Here is a 14,769-nt window from a genome sequence, read left to right on the forward strand (position 1 = left end):
CGCCGTGCGCTCGGCGGCAAGCCGGCTCTGAACAGGTACGTGGCGCGCAGCGCCTCCGTTAGGGGCGGTGGCGGGTGACGGGCGGGATTCGCGCAACCCAGCCCCATTGCCGCAACCTCTGTGGTGGCCGACCCCGCATGATTCCCGGTGGGTTCCTGGAAAGCGGCACCCCTGCCGTTCTCAACCGCGGCCTAAGCGCCTCGCACGGCCGACTGTGGACCGAGGCCGCGCCTGTCGTACCCGGCCGGGGGCCGATAGAGTTCCGGCCGTGGTTCCTCCCGATGACAGCGCCCAGCACCAGCAGCAGCCCGCGGCAGGCGGGCCGCCCCCGCCGCACGGGGCCCCGTCCGGCCCGCAGCCCGCGGGCCCGCCGCCGTGGCAGCAGGGCAGCGGGCCCCAGCAGGGCCAAGGGGGCTACGGCCCCCAGGGCGCCGCTCCGCACGGACCGCCGCCGGGGCAGCCCGGCCCGCCCGGTCCGCCCCCGGGGCCGCCCGGACACCCCCCGAACCAGCCGCCCCACGGCCCCTACGGCCCCGTTCCGGCGGGCGCCGCGCCGAAGCGCCGCTCCTCGGGCGCCCTGTGGTGGATCCTGGGCGCGGGCGCACTGGTACTCGTCCTGGTGCTCGTCGGCGGCGGAGTGGCCGCCTATCTGCTACTCGGCGACAGCGGCGGATCCACCACCGCCGAGGGCGACCTGCCCGGCCGCGTCGAACCCGGCGACATCGAAGGCGTGCGCACCTTCGACAACCTGTCGGCCGCGCACACCGAGGAGTACGTCCCCTACGACCTCCATCCGCCGCCCGGCGGCAAGCACCACCCCGTGTGGCAGAACTGCGGCGTCTACACCGAGCCGCTGATGCCCGAGCACGCCGTCCACTCGCTGGAGCACGGCGCCGTGTGGATCTCCTACAAGGACGACCTGCCCGGTGACTACGCGATGACGCTGCAGGAGCTCTACCGCGAGGGCGACTACCTGCTCATCAGCCCCGGACACACCCTCCAGCGCGAGAACGTCGTCGCCGTGGCCTGGGGCAAGCGGCTCGTGGTCGAGGAGCCCGACGACCCGCGCCTGGTGGAGTTCCTCAACACCTACGTGCAGGGGCCGCAGACCCCCGAGCCGGGAGCCCCCTGCAGCGGCGGCACCGGCGCCACCCTGGAGACGGACACGGCCTGACGGGCGCTGCGCGGGAGGGCGGCACGGCCCGATACCGCGCGGCCGGTGCGCGTGCGCGCGGCGGCCGCGCCGGGGCCGTGCCGCCCTCCGTCAGCCGGGCAGGGCGTAGGTGCCGTCCTCCAGCGGGTCCACCAGGCCGTCGGCCACCAGCGCATCCAGCGCGCGCTCGCGCTGCACCGGCTCCTGCCAGACCACGTCCAGGGCCGACTTGGGCACCGGCGCGGGCGACTCCCGCAGCACCGCCAGCAGCCTGCCGCGCACCTGGCGGTCGGTGCCGGCGTAGGTCTGGCCGCGCCGCGGCGGGCCGTCGTAGGCGGGCTTTCCGGCCAGCCGCCAGGCGCACTGGGCGGCGACGGGGCAGTCCGCGCAGGCGGGCGAGCGCGCGGTGCACACCAGGGCGCCCAGCTCCATCACCGCCACGGCCCAGCGGGCGGCCACGGCCGGATCCGGCGGCACCAGCGACTCCGCCAGCGCCACCTCGGCCTTTGACTGAGATTTCGGCGGATACTGCACGCCCGTGTGGGCCCGTGCCAGCACCCGGCGCACGTTGGTGTCGAGCACCGCGTGGCGCTGGCCGAAGGCGAAGCTGGCCACCGCCGCCGCCGTGTAGGAGCCCACGCCGGGCAGCGCGAGCAGGTCGGCGTGGGAGGAGGGGACCTCGCCGCCGTGGCGGTCCACGATGGCGCAGGCGGCGGCGTGCAGGTTCAGCGCGCGGCGCGGATAGCCCAGGCGGTTCCACATCCGCACCGCCTCGCCCGAAGGCTCGGCGGCGAGGTCGGCGGGCGCGGGCCAGCGCTCCAGCCACGCCTCCCAGGCGGGCAGCACCCGCACGACGGGTGTCTGCTGGAGCATGATCTCGCTGACCAGGATCGACCAGGGGGTGGCGTCGTCGCGCCGCCAGGGCAGATCGCGGGCATTGGTCTCGTACCACGCGAGAACGGCTGTGCTGTAAGGGTTGTCGAACATGTCAATCGATATGCGGATCGGCGGGTTGAGTAGGTGCGGCGCCGGGAAACCCGGAATACTGCGCCCATGGCGTCAAGTGCTGGACAACCGGGGCCGGTGAGTCCCGAGACATATTGGAGAAGGCGTGTCTTCGTGCTGGTGGGTCTCTTCGTTGTCGTGGCGCTGATCACCTACGCGTGCACCCGGCCGTCGTCACCCGACGGCGGCGAGGCATCCGGCACATCCGAGAGCCCGACGCCCGAGGAGTCGTCGCCGCCCAGTGTCTCATCCCCGCCCCCCAGCGCCTCCCCCAGCCCTTCCGCCGGCGCCGGCCAGGACGCCGAAGGCGGCGGCGGATCGGCCGGCGGCGGCACGGGATCCGGAGGCGGAGCGGACGCGGGCGACTCCGGCGACGAGTCGGGCGGCGGCTCCGGGGAGGACGACGGGGGAGGCTCCGGCGACTCCGAGGGCTACGCCGCCCCCGAGAACCCCGACGACCCCTGCCGCCCCTCCGACGTGGTGGTGACCCTCAAGACCGACAAGAGCGACTACGACTGGAACGACAAGCCCGAGTTCAAACTCACCCTGGTCAACACCGAGGAGCAGACCTGCACGGTCGACGTTGGGCCCAAGACCCTGAAGCTGGTCATCACCTCCGGTGACGACCGCATCTTCTCCACCGCCGACTGCGCGAAGGGCTCGGCCTCCGACAAGCAGCGGCTCCAGCGCGGGGTCCCCTTCACCACGACCGTGACCTGGGACCGCTCGCGTTCCTGGAAGGACTGCCCCGACCGGGACGTCAAGGCCAAGCGGCCGGGGACCTATGTGGTCCGGCTGCACAGCGACTACGACCACGGCGTCGAGCCGCAGGTGTTCCGGCTGAACTGACCCGCCCCCGATACGACCTCCGCGCCGACCGGGCCAGCCCGGTCGGCGCTTTCGCGGGGCGGCACGGCGTCAGCCGGCCTGCGGCGCCGGGAAGGCCGACCGCAGGGCGCCGCCGATGTCGTCGACGCCCACGACTTCCAGGCCCTCGACGGGCTCCTCGCTGTGGCGCGGCACGATGGCCCGGGTGAAGCCCAGCCGCTGCGCCTCGACCAGCCGCCGCTGGACCCCCGTGACCGCCCGGACGTCGCCGGCCAGCCCGACCTCGCCGATGGCGACCAGGCCCCGCGGCAGCGCCTCGTCGCGCACCGAGCCGGCCACGGCCAGCGCCAGCGCCAGGTCGACCGAGGGTTCGCCCAGCCGCACCCCGCCCACGGTGGAGGCGTAGACGTCGGCACCGGCGATGCGCACCCGCGCACGGCGTTCCAGCACCGCCATGACCATGTTCACCCGCGCGGAGTCGAGCCCGGAGTTGGCGCGGCGCGGCTGCGGCAGGTTGGAGGAGGCCACCAGCGCCTGCACCTCGGCGATGAGCGGGCGCCGGCCCTCAAGCGTGACGGTGACGCAGGTGCCGGGTACCGGCTCGTTGCGGCGGGTGAGGAACAGGCCGCTGGGATCGGGAAGCCCGAGGATGCCGGAGTCGGTCAGCTCGAAGCAGCCGATCTCGTCGGTGGGGCCGTAGCGGTTCTTGACCGCGCGCAGCATGCGCAGCTGGGAGTGGCGGTCGCCCTCGAACTGCAGCACGACGTCGACCAGGTGCTCCAGCAGCCGGGGCCCGGCGATGGAGCCGTCCTTGGTGACGTGGCCGACCAGCACCGTGGCGATGCCGCGCTCCTTGGCCAGCCGGATCAGGGCCCCCGCCACCTCGCGCACCTGGGTGACGCCGCCGGGCACGCCCGCCACGTCCGGCGAGCTCATGGTCTGCACGGAGTCGACGATCAGCAGCGCGGGGGAGACGGCGTCGACGTGGCTGACCAGCGACGCCACCGAGGTCTCGGCCGCCAGGTACAGCTTGGGCGACAGCGCTCCGAGGCGGTCCGCGCGCAGCCGCACCTGTCCGGTCGACTCCTCGCCCGTCACATAGAGCACCGGCCCGGAGTCGGCGCACAGGGCGGCGACCTCCAGCAGCAGCGTGGACTTGCCCACGCCGGGCTCGCCCGCCAGCAGCATGACGCCGCCGGGCACGACGCCGCCGCCCAGGACGCGATCGAGCTCGTCCAGCCCGGTGGGGGAGGCGTGCGCGGTCTCGACGCTGATCTCGGTGATGGGCCGGGCCGCCGTGGTGACCCGTGCCGGGGCGATCACGGTGGTGGAGGGCGCGCCGGACTCCTCGACGGTGCCCCACGCCTGGCACTCACCGCAGCGCCCGACCCACTTGAGGGTGGTCCAGCCGCATTCACTGCAGCGGAAGGTGGTCTTCGCAGCCTTGGCCATGGCTGCACCGTAGCGGTCGGCGACGACACCGCGGACCGGCGCGGGCGCGGCCTGTGGAATCCGGCCGCCCCTGCGGTTACGCTCGGTCACGTCCCTGCCGCTCCCGACTCCTGGCCGGTTGCGGCCAGTGTCGTTTACCGCATGCATTCGAGTGGTGACATAGAGAAGCGGCGCGCCGTTCGACCGCCCCACCCCGCCGGCCCGGTCCGGCACCCGCACGCACCCAGGAGCCGCCCGTGTCCGCAGCACCCGCCACCCGCCGCGGCGCCCCCGCACTCGTTCTCGCCGCCACCGGCGCACTCGTGCTCACGGCCGCGCCCGCCACCGCCGCGACCGCGGATTCCGCGAACGGCGGCCTCGCCGCCGAGTACGTGGCACTCGGCGACTCGTTCACCGCCGGCCCCTTCATCCCGCCGACCTACGGCGACCCCGCCCTGTGCCTGCGCTCGCGCGCCAACTACCCCAACCGGGTCGCCGAGGCGCTGGGCGCCGCCGAGTTCACCGACGCCAGCTGCATCGGCGCCGAAACCCGGCACATGAGCGAGCCCCAGAACCTGGCGCTGACGGAGAACCCGCCCCAGCTCGACGCGCTGACGCCCGACACCACGCTGGTCACCCTGGGTATCGGCGGCAACGACCTCGGCTACGCCGAGATCGCGCTGAAGTGCCTGGCCCTGGCCGCCACCGATCTCGACGGCGACCCGTGCCGCGACCACTACACCGGACCGGGCGGCGACCGGCTGCGCGAGCGCCTGCCCGAGGTCGGGGAGCGCATCGGCGGGGTGCTGGACGCCGCGCGCGAACGCAGCCCCGAGGCCACGATCGCCGTCGTCGGCTACCTGGAGCTGCTTCCCCCCGAGGAGCCGTGCCTGAACGCCCCCTTCGCCGACGACGACATCGAGTACCTCTACGGCGTGTGGTCGGAGCTCAACGCGGTCGTCGCCAAGGAGGCCGCCGATGCCGGCGCCGTGTTCGTCGACACCTCGGGGCCGGGCCACGACATGTGCGCCCCGCCCGGGCAGCGGTGGGTCGAGGGCGTCTTCCCCAACCGCCCCGCGGCTCCCGCCCACCCCAACGCCGCGGGCATGGCCGAGGTCGCCGACCGGGTGCTGGGCGCCCTGGGCGCGGAGCCGGTGCAGCAGGGCAGCCCGCTGGCCTGAGCCGGAGCGGGCCGCCGGCCCGGGAGTCAGTACTCGCGCCACCACAGGTTGACGGCGTAGTCCACTTCCAGGCCGGTGTGCTCGGCGATGACCTCATCGGCCACCGTGGGCGACAGCTCGATCCGCACGACCGCCTCGAAGTCGGCCCGGCTGCGGAAGCGCCAGCGCATCGTCAGCGGTGTGCGCGCGAACCCCTGCCGGAACCAGAACCGCTCGACCCGCTCGGGGTCGTAGCCGGGCAGGGACCGGCGGAACCAGCCGCCGAAGGTGCTGCGGGTGGCGTCGTTGTCGATGATGAACGCCACCCCGCCCCGCCGCACGACCCGGCGCAGCTCGGCCAGCCCCGGCTCGCAGCCGGGGCCGAAGAAGTACGCCAGGCGCGCGTGGGCGACGTCCACGGAGGCGTCGGGGACCGGCAGCCGCTGGGCGACCCCGGTGCGCACCTCGACGCCGGGCGTGCCGGCCGTGCGCTGCCGCGCCGCGCGGGCGAGCCCGCGGTGCGGCTCGACGCCGGTGACCCGGGCGGCCTCGCGGGCGAAGCGGGGCAGGTGGTAGCCGCCGCCGCAGCCGATGTCGAGCACATGGGCGCCCGCCGTGCCGCGCACCGCGCGCATCGCGGCGTCGATGACCCCGTCGGGGTCGGCGGCCTCGTTCTCCAGCTCGTAGACGCGGGGGTGGTGCCAGATGTTGGGGCTGGGCACGGCCCCCGCCAGTGCTGCGCTCACCCGGGGAAGGATAGGCGTCCCGGGGGCCGGGTCCGGTGCGGCACCCGCGCGCCCGGGCCGCCGCGCGCTGGATGCGGCGCGCGGGCGGCGCGGGGGGCCGATCCGGCATGAGCCGACAGCGCATATCTTGGTGGAGTGAGTTCCGTCCAGGTCCCAGACGCGCCCGTTGTGCTGTCGACGGCGTCGGTCTACCCGGAGAAGACCCCGGCGGCCTTCGAGATCGCGGCCAAGCTCGGCTACGACGGTATCGAGGTGCTGGTCTCCACCGACCCGGTCAGCCAGGACACCGACATGCTGCGCCGGCTTTCGGACTACCACGGCGTGCCCATTCTCGCGGTCCACGCCCCGTGCCTGATCTTCACCCAGTGGGTGTGGGGCCGCGACCCCTGGGAGAAGCTGGTGAAGTCCAAGGAGATGGCCGAGGCGCTGGGTGCCGCGACCATCGTGGTGCATCCGGCGTTCCGCTGGCAGCGCGAGTACGCCCGCGAGTTCGAGACCGGCATCAGCCGGATGCAGGAGGAGACCGACGTCGCCTTCGCCGTGGAGAACATGTACCCGGTGCGCATGCGCGACCGCGAGGTCGTTCCCTACGCCCCGAGCTGGAACCCGATCGAACGCGACTACCCCGACGTCACGCTCGACCTGTCCCACGCGGCGATGTCCCACTCCGACGGACTGGAGATGGCCAAGCAGTTGGGCGACCGGCTGTCGCACGTGCACCTGGCCGACGGCACCGGCACGCAGAACTTCGACGAGCACCTGATCCCCGGCCGCGGCACCCAGCCCTGCGCCGCCGTGCTGGAGCACCTGGCCACCACCGGCTACGGCGGGCAGATCGTGCTGGAGGTCAACACCCGCAAGGCCGCCGACACCGAGACGCGCCACCTGGAGCTCGCCGAGGCGCTCGCCTTCACTCGGCTGCACTTCGCAGGGGTGAGGACCGATCCCGCCAATGACGGCGGCCCGCGCCGCGAGCGCACGTCCCTGCTGCGCGAGGCCGCCGAGACGGTGCCGCCGCGCACCTTCGCGGTGTCCTCCGAGGGGACGGTCGACCGCACGGCCTGAGCCGGACCGAAAACCGGGTTGCGGCCTTGGGGCGCGGAGAAATCGCGCCGTTCTCCGGGGGCCGCCTCTTCCTTATCGCCCTGCGTAGGGGGGCGGATCCGCCGGGTCAAGCCGCAGCGAGCCGTTGCGTAGCTGTGATGTTTATGGGTGTCCGAATCCACGGCCAGCCGCTATGTTCACTCTGGTCACTCCCGTCCCCCCGCTACCGCCGCAGGCGGAGACGGGTGAGTCGCGACGTATTCGTCATCCCCGCACTTTCGAAGAGGACTCACTTGTCACACGGCTACTGGCTCAAGAACACCGCGCGCCTCGCCGGAGGTGCGCTGCTCATCGGATCGGTCTCGTTCGCCCTGGGCGGCACGGCGGCCGCGGACGCCACCACGCTGGACGGCAACCACAAGGGCAACAACGGGCGGATCAAGGTCCACGACTCCTCGACCACCCTCGAGTTGCCCAGGAACGAGCCGCACGTCTGCGAGTTCTACTTGGCGGGCCACAAGTTCGACTCCGCCCAGGCGGTCTCCTGGAAGATCAAGGAGATTCCGCCCACGGGCGAGCGGAACGTCGTCGCCGAGGGCGAGCTCACCCTCGACGAGGACGGCAACGGCCGCACCGACGACATCGTCCTGCCCGACGGGCACTACAAGGCCAAGTGGGAGTTCGAGGGCAAGCCCCAGCTCCCCGGCAAGAAGCACAAGGTCTTCTGGGTCGACTGCGAAGAGGACGAGCCGACCGCGCCGCCGGAGGAGGAGCCGAGCACCCCGCCCGGCAACGGTGAGACCACGCCTCCGCCGGACAGCGGCGAGACCACCCCGCCGCCGGATGAGGAGCCGAGCACCCCGCCAGAGGACGGCGAGAGCACGCCTCCCGAGGACGGCGAGGCCACCCCGCCCGCCGACGACAAGGAGACCCCCGCTCCCGACGAGGAGTCCGCGGCCCCCGATGACGGCGGCGCCGCACCGCCCGCGGACGACAGCGCCGAAGGCGGTCTGCCGGTCACCGGCGCCGCGCTGTCCGGTCTCGTCGCGGCCGGCGTGGTCGCGGTCGGCGGCGGCGGTGCCGCGCTGTACCTCACCCGCCGCAAGAAGACGGCTCCGGCCGCCGGCGAGGAGTAGGCGCGCCACCCCTCGCGGAGGCGGCGCACAGCAAGGGGCGGGCGCCCGATCGGGCGCCCGCCCCTTCGTCGTGCTCTCGCCGTGCCCGCGCTGCGGGGGAGCCGGGGGGCCGGGAGTCGGCCGAGGTCCTATTTCCAGCGCAGCCCGGTGATGCGCTCGTAGCACTCCACGTAGCGCGCGCGGGTCGCCTCGACGATGTCCTCGGGGATCTCCGGCCCCGGCGGCGTGCGGTCCCAGCCCGCGATGGTGCTGCTCCAGTCCCGCAGGAACTGCTTGTCCAGCGAGTTCTGCGGGCGCCCGGGGCGCCACTGGTCGGCGGGCCAGAACCGCGAGGAGTCGGGGGTGAGCACCTCGTCGGCGAGGACGAGCGTGCCGTCGGGCGCGCGGCCGAACTCCACCTTGGTGTCGGCGATCACGATTCCCTGCTCGGCGGCCAGCTCGGCGCCGTGCGCGTAGATCCGCAGCGTCGCGTCGCGCAGCCGCTCGGCGGTCTCGGCACCGATCTCGGCGGCGACCTCGTCGAAGGTGATCGGCTCGTCGTGGCCCTCGGCCGCCTTGGTGGTCGGGGTGAAGACCGGCTCCGGCAGCCGCGACGCCTCGACCAGGCCGCCGGGCAGCGGCACTCCGGAGAGCGCCTTGCGCTTCTTGTACTCCTGCAGCGCCGAGCCGGCCAGGTAGCCGCGCGCGACGAACTCCACGGGCAGCATGTCCAGGCGCCGGCAGCGGATGGCCCGCCCCGCCCACTCGGCGGGGACGTCGTCGGCCGAGACGACGTGGTTGGGCATGATGTCGGCGAGCCGCTCGAACCACCACAGCGAGAGCCGGGTGAGGATCCGGCCCTTGTCGGGGATCGGTGTGGGCAGCACCACGTCGTAGACGCTGACGCGGTCGGAGGCCACGAGGATCAGGTCGCCGCCGTCGGCGTAGACGTCGCGGACCTTGCCGGAGTGGACGAGTTCCATGGGATGCCTGCCTGCCGTCCTTGCTGTGAGTGGGAGTGCGACCGCCGCGGCCTCGCCGGCCCGGACCCGGCTCGGCGGAACGACGACAAAGGTTACTTCACCCGCATTCGCGGAGGTCGGCGGGGATGGAGTGCGCGCCGCGGCGCAGGGGCAGCCGCCGTCCACAAGCCGGGCGCACGGCATTGTCCGCCCATAGCGCCGCGGGCTAGGTTCGGGGCATGGACGGATCCGGGCCCGCGGTCGCCGCCGAAGGACTGCGCATCGTCCGCGGCGGGCGCGACGCGGTGCGCGGCGTGGACTTCCGCATACCTCCAGGCGAGATCACCGGCCTGCTGGGGCCCAGCGGCTGCGGCAAGTCCTCGCTGATGCGCGCCGTGATGGGCGTCCAAGTGGTCGCCGAGGGCCGGGTGACGGTCCTGGGCCGCCCGGCGGGCCATCCCGCGCTGCGGCGCCGGGTCGGCTACGCCGCGCAGACCCCGTCGGTCTACGCCGACCTCTCGGTCATCGAGAACCTGCGCTACTTCGCGGCGGTGCTGCGCGCGCCGCGCTCCGACGCCGACCGCGTGCTCGCCGAGACCGGGCTGACCGATCACGCCGGCCACGAGGTCGGGCGGCTCTCCGGCGGGCAGCGCGCCCGCGCCAGCCTCGCCGTCGCCCTGCTCGGCGCCCCCGAGCTGCTGGTGCTCGACGAGCCCACCGTGGGGCTGGACCCCGTACTGCGCGAGGAGCTGTGGCGGCTGTTCCACACCCTGCGCGACCGCGGCACCTCGCTGCTGGTCTCCAGCCACGTCATGGACGAGGCCGGGCGCTGCGACCGCCTGCTGCTCATGCGCGAGGGCGCCATCGTCGCGGTCGAGACCCCCGCCGCGCTGCGCGAGCGCACCGGAACGGCCGACCTGGAGCAGGCGTTCCTGCGGCTGATCCGCGGACACGCCACGGCCCGCGCCGACGGCGCCGCCGCGGCGGCACCCGCCGATCGGGGTCCCGGCGACGGATGCTACGCCGGCCGCCACGAATCCCGCCGCGCCGCAGCGGGCGTGCGCCCGCCCCCGCCCCAAGCACCCCGGGAATCCGAACCGCGTGGGCGCCACGAGCGCCGCCGGCCTCCGGGGGCGTCCGCCGATCCCGACCCGCCGTCCGGCCCCGAGCCCGGCACCGGGAGCCGGCCGTGAATCCGGCCATCACCGCGGCCACCGCCGCGCGCATCCTGCGCCAGCTCAAGCACGATCCCCGCACCGTCGTGCTGCTGGTGGCCGTGCCCACGGTGCTGCTGTTCCTGCTGCGCTACGTCTTCGACGACGAACGCCTCTTCGACCGAATCGCCCCGCAGCTGGTGGCCGTCTTCCCCTTCGTCGTGCTGTTCCTGGTGACCTCCATGGCCACGCTGCGCGAACGCCAGAGCGGCACGCTGGAGCGGCTGATGACGCTGCCCGCCGGCAAGCTCGACCTGCTGTTCGGCTACGCCGCCGCCTTCGGCCTGGTCGCCGTGGTGCAGGTGGCCGCCGTGGTGGCGGCGGCCCAGGCCCTGGGCATGGAGGTCGAGGGCGAACTGTGGACCCTGGGCGCGATCGCCCTCGCCGACGCCCTGCTGGGCATCGCGCTGGGGCTGCTCGCCAGCGCCTTCGCCCGCACCGAGTTCCAGGTCGTGCAGTTCATGCCGGCGTTCATCATGCCGCAGGTGTTGCTGTGCGGTCTGTTCGCGCCGCGTGAGGAGATGCACGAGGTGCTGGAGGCGGTGTCCTATGCGATGCCGCTGTCGTACGCGGTCGAGGCCATCACCGACGCCACGCGCTCGGCGGACGTCACCGGCGACCTTGTGGTCAACACCGGCGTCGTCCTGGCGTGCGCCGTCCTGGCCCTCGTCCTGGGCGCCGCCACACTGCGGCGCCGCACGCCCTGACCGGCGGCGGACGGGCCGTGCCGGCAGCGCGTCCCGGGGAGAAGGGGCCGCGACGGCGTAGCCTCGGAGGCGGCGCGGCACGTGTCCGCGGATCCGCGCGGGCAGCGGGGCGCAAGAGGCGAGCACGGCGAGTGAGGAGTGCGGGATGGTTCTGCGGCGGACACTTCTGGCGGCCTCGGGCAGCGGCAGGCTGCGCGCATTCGTCTCGGGGACCCGGCTCACGCGCGGCGTGGTCGACCGGTTCGTGGCCGGCGAGCGGGCCGAGGACGCCGTGCGCGCGGCCGGGGAGCTGGCCGAGCAGGGCCTGCTGTCCTCCATCGACCACTTGGGCGAGGACGTCGAGCACCCCTCGGCGGCGGAGGACATCACCAAGGGCTACCTGCACCTGCTGCGGCTGCTCGCCGAGGCCGAGCTGACCTCCTCGGCCGAGGTGTCGGTGAAGCCGACCGCCCTGGGGCTGGGACTGGGCGGCGAGGGCATGCAGCTGGCCACCGACCACCTCTCCCGGATCTGCGCCGCGGCCGCCGAGGCCGGCACCACCGTGACCGTCGACATGGAGGCCGAGCGCTACGTCGCCCCCACCCTGCGCTTGGTCGCCGCCCTGCGTGCGGACTATCCCTGGCTGGGCTGCGTGCTGCAGTCCTACCTGCGCCGCACCGAGGGCGACACCGCCGCCATGGCCGCCGAGCCCGGCTCGCGGGTGCGGCTGTGCAAGGGCGCCTACGCCCCCGACCGCGCCACCGGCTACACCGAGCGCCGCGACGTCGACGCCGCCTACGTGCGCTCACTGCGCAGGCTGATGGACAGCGAGGCCTACCCGATGGTCGCCACCCACGACCCGCGGCTCATCGACATCGCCACCACCCTGGCCCGCCGCTACGGGCGCACCTACGACGGATTCGAGTACCAGATGCTCTACGGCGCGCGCCCCGACGAGCAGCGCCGCCTGGCCGAGCTGGGCGCCCGGGTCCGGGTCTACGTGCCCTACGGCGGCGACTGGTACGGCTACCTGGTGCGGCGCATGGCCGAGCGGCCGGCGAACGCGGCATTCGCCGCCCGGGCCGTCGTGCGCCGCGGCTGAGCCCCGCCGCCCGGGCGCCCGTCCACAGGCAGCCCTGCCTCGGGTGCGGCACGGGCCGCGGCCCCGATAGCGTTGAGGAAACGGCGAAGGCTATGAGGTGAGGTCATGATCGCGATCATCGGCGGCGGCAAGATGGGCGAGGCGCTGCTCGCCGGCCTGCTGGCGACCGGCTACGAACCCACCCAGCTCGTGGTCACCGAGCCGAACCAGGAGCGGGCCGCGGAGCTGCGGGAGCGCTACGGCGTCGCCGCCGTCCCGTTGGCCGAGTCCGCCCGGCGCGCCTCCACCCTGATCCTGGCCGTCAAGCCCCAGGACATGGTCGACCTGCTCGACGAACTCGACGGCGACATCGGCGCCGACACCCTGGTCATCTCCATCGCGGCCGGAATCACCACCTCGCTGCTGGAGAAGCACCTCTCCGGCGAGGTCGCGGTCGTGCGCGCCATGCCCAACACCCCGGCGCTGGTGGGCCGCGGCATGACCGCGCTCGCCGGCGGCGCCCACACCGCCGACGGCCAGCTCGACCACGCCGAATCCCTGCTGCGGTCGGTGGGCGAGGTCGTCCGGGTGCCCGAGCGCCACATGGACACGGTCACGGCCATCTCCGGCAGCGGCCCGGCCTACTTCTACTTCATCGCCGAGACCATGATCGAGGCGGGCGTGGCCATGGGCATGACCCGCGCGGCGGCCAAGAAGCTGGTCACCCAGACCATCGGGGGCGCCGCCGCGATGCTGGACGATGCCGGGGCCCACCCGGTCGTGCTGCGCGAGGCGGTCACCTCGCCGGGCGGCACCACCGCCGCGGCGGTGCGCGAGCTGGAGCGCCACGGCGTGCGCACGGCGTTCACCGACGCCATCGAGGCCGCTCGCGAACGCAGCCGCCAACTCTCCGAGGGCTGATCCGCGGGCCGCAGCGGGCGGGCCGGGTCCCGCCGCCGGCGCCCAGGCGCGCGCCTGGCGCCCCCGCCGCCGGGCCTCCCGTGCGCGGTTGACTAGGCTGGAAGAAAAGCGGGTGACTCCCCACACATCCGTTGACTCGATCCGCTCGGCGGGAGGGGCACATGGCCTGTTCGCTGCACGTTGCCTGGGATGACGGGCTGACCTCCTACAACTTCGGCCCGCAGCATCCGCTGGCACCGGTGCGGGTGGAGCTGACGATGGCGCTGTGCCGCGAGTACGGGGTCTTCGACCGCCCCAACGTGGCGCTGAACGCGATCGAGCCGGCATCGGAGGAACTACTCGGCCTCGTCCACCGCGCCGACTACATCGAGGCGGTCAAGCGCGCGGGCAAGACCCTGGAGCCCGACGACCCCTACTGCCTGGGCACCTCCGACAACCCCGTCTTCCCCGACATGCACGACGCCTCCGCCCTGGTGGCGGGCGCCTCGGTGCGGGCGGCCTCGGCGGTGTGGAACGGCGAGTCCGAGCACGCCGCGAACATCGCCGGCGGTCTGCACCACGCCATGCCCGCCAACGCCTGGGGCTTCTGCGTGTACAACGACGCCGCCCTGGCCATCGCCTGGCTGCTGGAGCAGGGCGCCAAGCGGGTGGCCTACGTCGACGTCGACGTCCACCACGGCGACGGCGTGCAGACCATGTTCTACGACGACCCGCGGGTGCTCACCATCAGCCTGCACGAGTCGCCGATGACCCTGTTCCCCGGCACCGGCCGGCCCACCGAGACCGGCGGCCCCGGGGCCGAGGGGTACGCGGTCAACGTCGCCCTGCCCGCCGGCACCAACGACTCCCGCTGGCTGCGGGCGTTCGACGCCGTCGTCCCGCCGCTGCTTCGCGAGTTCCAGCCCGAGGTGCTGGTCACCCAGCAGGGCGCGGACACCCACGCGCTGGACCCGCTGGCCAACCTGATGCTCAGCGTCGACGGCCAGCGGCACATCTACTCGGCGCTGCACCGCCTGGCCAAGGAGACCGCGGGCGGGCGCTGGGTCGTGCTGGGCGGCGGGGGCTACGAACTCGTCCAGGTGGTTCCGCGGGCCTGGACCCACCTGCTGGCCGAGGCCTCGGGCGCCGGGATCGACCCGGCCGTCGACACCCCCCAGGCCTGGCGCGACTTCGTGCGCGAGCGCACCGGCGAGGTCCCGCCGCTGTACATGACCGACGGCCGCACCGTGGAGGTCACGCCGTTCGAGGCCGGGTTCGACCCCGACGACTCCGTCGACCAGGCCATCCAGGCCACCCGCCGGGCGGTGTTCCCCAGCCACGGGATGGATCCCAGCCTGTAGGCCCGTGCTCGCACCGGCGCCGGAACCGGTCTCCTACGGGCGCCCGGTGTGAGCGACCCCACGCGGCCCCAGCCACCCGATCG

General features: G+C 74.0%; 14 protein-coding genes. 10 read left to right on the forward strand and 4 right to left on the reverse strand.

Annotated elements, in window-relative coordinates; translation table 11 throughout:
* Positions 1 to 268: 268 nt before the first annotated feature.
* Complete coding sequence (locus FZ103_RS11865; RefSeq protein ID WP_186356142.1) at positions 269 to 1,174, forward strand: DUF3105 domain-containing protein; 906 nt, start codon at positions 269 to 271, stop codon at positions 1,172 to 1,174.
* A 90-nt stretch (positions 1,175 to 1,264) separates the two neighbouring features.
* Here the strand turns inward: FZ103_RS11865 and FZ103_RS11870 are convergent, their stop codons facing one another.
* Positions 1,265 to 2,140: an A/G-specific adenine glycosylase gene (locus tag FZ103_RS11870; protein WP_156000728.1), complete on the reverse strand. Its 876-nt coding sequence runs from the start codon at positions 2,138 to 2,140 to the stop codon at positions 1,265 to 1,267.
* A gap of 138 nt (positions 2,141 to 2,278) precedes the next feature.
* Between FZ103_RS11870 and FZ103_RS11875 the strand changes: the two genes are divergently transcribed.
* Positions 2,279 to 3,007, forward strand: a complete 729-nt coding sequence (locus FZ103_RS11875) for a hypothetical protein (RefSeq protein ID WP_186356143.1) — start codon at positions 2,279 to 2,281, stop codon at positions 3,005 to 3,007.
* A gap of 69 nt (positions 3,008 to 3,076) precedes the next feature.
* Here the strand turns inward: FZ103_RS11875 and radA are convergent, their stop codons facing one another.
* A complete protein-coding gene (gene radA, locus FZ103_RS11880) occupies positions 3,077 to 4,438 on the reverse strand; it encodes a DNA repair protein RadA (RefSeq protein ID WP_156000730.1) in 1,362 nt (453 codons plus the stop codon).
* Positions 4,439 to 4,674: 236 nt separating this feature from the next.
* On the opposite strand from radA, the gene FZ103_RS11885 reads away from it, so the two are divergent.
* Positions 4,675 to 5,598, forward strand: a complete 924-nt coding sequence (locus FZ103_RS11885; protein ID WP_186356144.1) for an SGNH/GDSL hydrolase family protein — start codon at positions 4,675 to 4,677, stop codon at positions 5,596 to 5,598.
* A 26-nt stretch (positions 5,599 to 5,624) separates the two neighbouring features.
* Here FZ103_RS11885 and FZ103_RS11890 read toward each other — a convergent pair whose 3' ends face one another.
* Positions 5,625 to 6,323 (reverse strand): class I SAM-dependent methyltransferase, encoded by a 699-nt coding sequence (locus tag FZ103_RS11890; protein WP_186356145.1) that lies wholly within the window; start codon positions 6,321 to 6,323, stop codon positions 5,625 to 5,627.
* Positions 6,324 to 6,458: 135 nt separating this feature from the next.
* Between FZ103_RS11890 and FZ103_RS11895 the strand changes: the two genes are divergently transcribed.
* On the forward strand, positions 6,459 to 7,388 hold the full coding sequence (locus FZ103_RS11895; protein ID WP_186356146.1) for a sugar phosphate isomerase/epimerase: 930 nt from the start codon (positions 6,459 to 6,461) through the stop codon (positions 7,386 to 7,388).
* A gap of 272 nt (positions 7,389 to 7,660) precedes the next feature.
* Complete coding sequence (locus FZ103_RS11900) at positions 7,661 to 8,503, forward strand: LPXTG cell wall anchor domain-containing protein (RefSeq protein ID WP_156000732.1); 843 nt, start codon at positions 7,661 to 7,663, stop codon at positions 8,501 to 8,503.
* A 128-nt stretch (positions 8,504 to 8,631) separates the two neighbouring features.
* Here FZ103_RS11900 and FZ103_RS11905 read toward each other — a convergent pair whose 3' ends face one another.
* A complete protein-coding gene (locus FZ103_RS11905; RefSeq protein WP_156000734.1) occupies positions 8,632 to 9,465 on the reverse strand; it encodes a phosphoribosylaminoimidazolesuccinocarboxamide synthase in 834 nt (277 codons plus the stop codon).
* A gap of 218 nt (positions 9,466 to 9,683) precedes the next feature.
* On the opposite strand from FZ103_RS11905, the gene FZ103_RS11910 reads away from it, so the two are divergent.
* From FZ103_RS11910 to FZ103_RS11930, 5 genes are all read left to right on the forward strand, one after another.
* Positions 9,684 to 10,637, forward strand: a complete 954-nt coding sequence (locus FZ103_RS11910) for an ATP-binding cassette domain-containing protein (protein ID WP_186356147.1) — start codon at positions 9,684 to 9,686, stop codon at positions 10,635 to 10,637.
* Positions 10,634 to 11,365 (forward strand): ABC transporter permease, encoded by a 732-nt coding sequence (locus FZ103_RS11915; RefSeq protein ID WP_186356148.1) that lies wholly within the window; start codon positions 10,634 to 10,636, stop codon positions 11,363 to 11,365. Before FZ103_RS11910 ends, FZ103_RS11915 begins: the two co-directional genes overlap by 4 nt.
* Before the next feature lie 145 nt (positions 11,366 to 11,510).
* Positions 11,511 to 12,446: a proline dehydrogenase family protein gene (locus FZ103_RS11920; protein WP_156000738.1), complete on the forward strand. Its 936-nt coding sequence runs from the start codon at positions 11,511 to 11,513 to the stop codon at positions 12,444 to 12,446.
* A 105-nt stretch (positions 12,447 to 12,551) separates the two neighbouring features.
* The gene (gene proC, locus FZ103_RS11925) at positions 12,552 to 13,346 is read left to right on the forward strand and encodes a pyrroline-5-carboxylate reductase (RefSeq protein ID WP_156000740.1); all 795 of its coding nucleotides are present in this window, start codon (positions 12,552 to 12,554) and stop codon (positions 13,344 to 13,346) included.
* Between the two features lie 161 nt (positions 13,347 to 13,507).
* Positions 13,508 to 14,686, forward strand: a complete 1,179-nt coding sequence (locus FZ103_RS11930; protein ID WP_156000742.1) for an acetoin utilization protein AcuC — start codon at positions 13,508 to 13,510, stop codon at positions 14,684 to 14,686.
* Positions 14,687 to 14,769: the final 83 nt, after the last annotated feature.

Source organism: Streptomonospora sp. PA3, from assembly GCF_009728995.1.
Lineage (GTDB): Bacteria > Actinomycetota > Actinomycetes > Streptosporangiales > Streptosporangiaceae > Streptomonospora.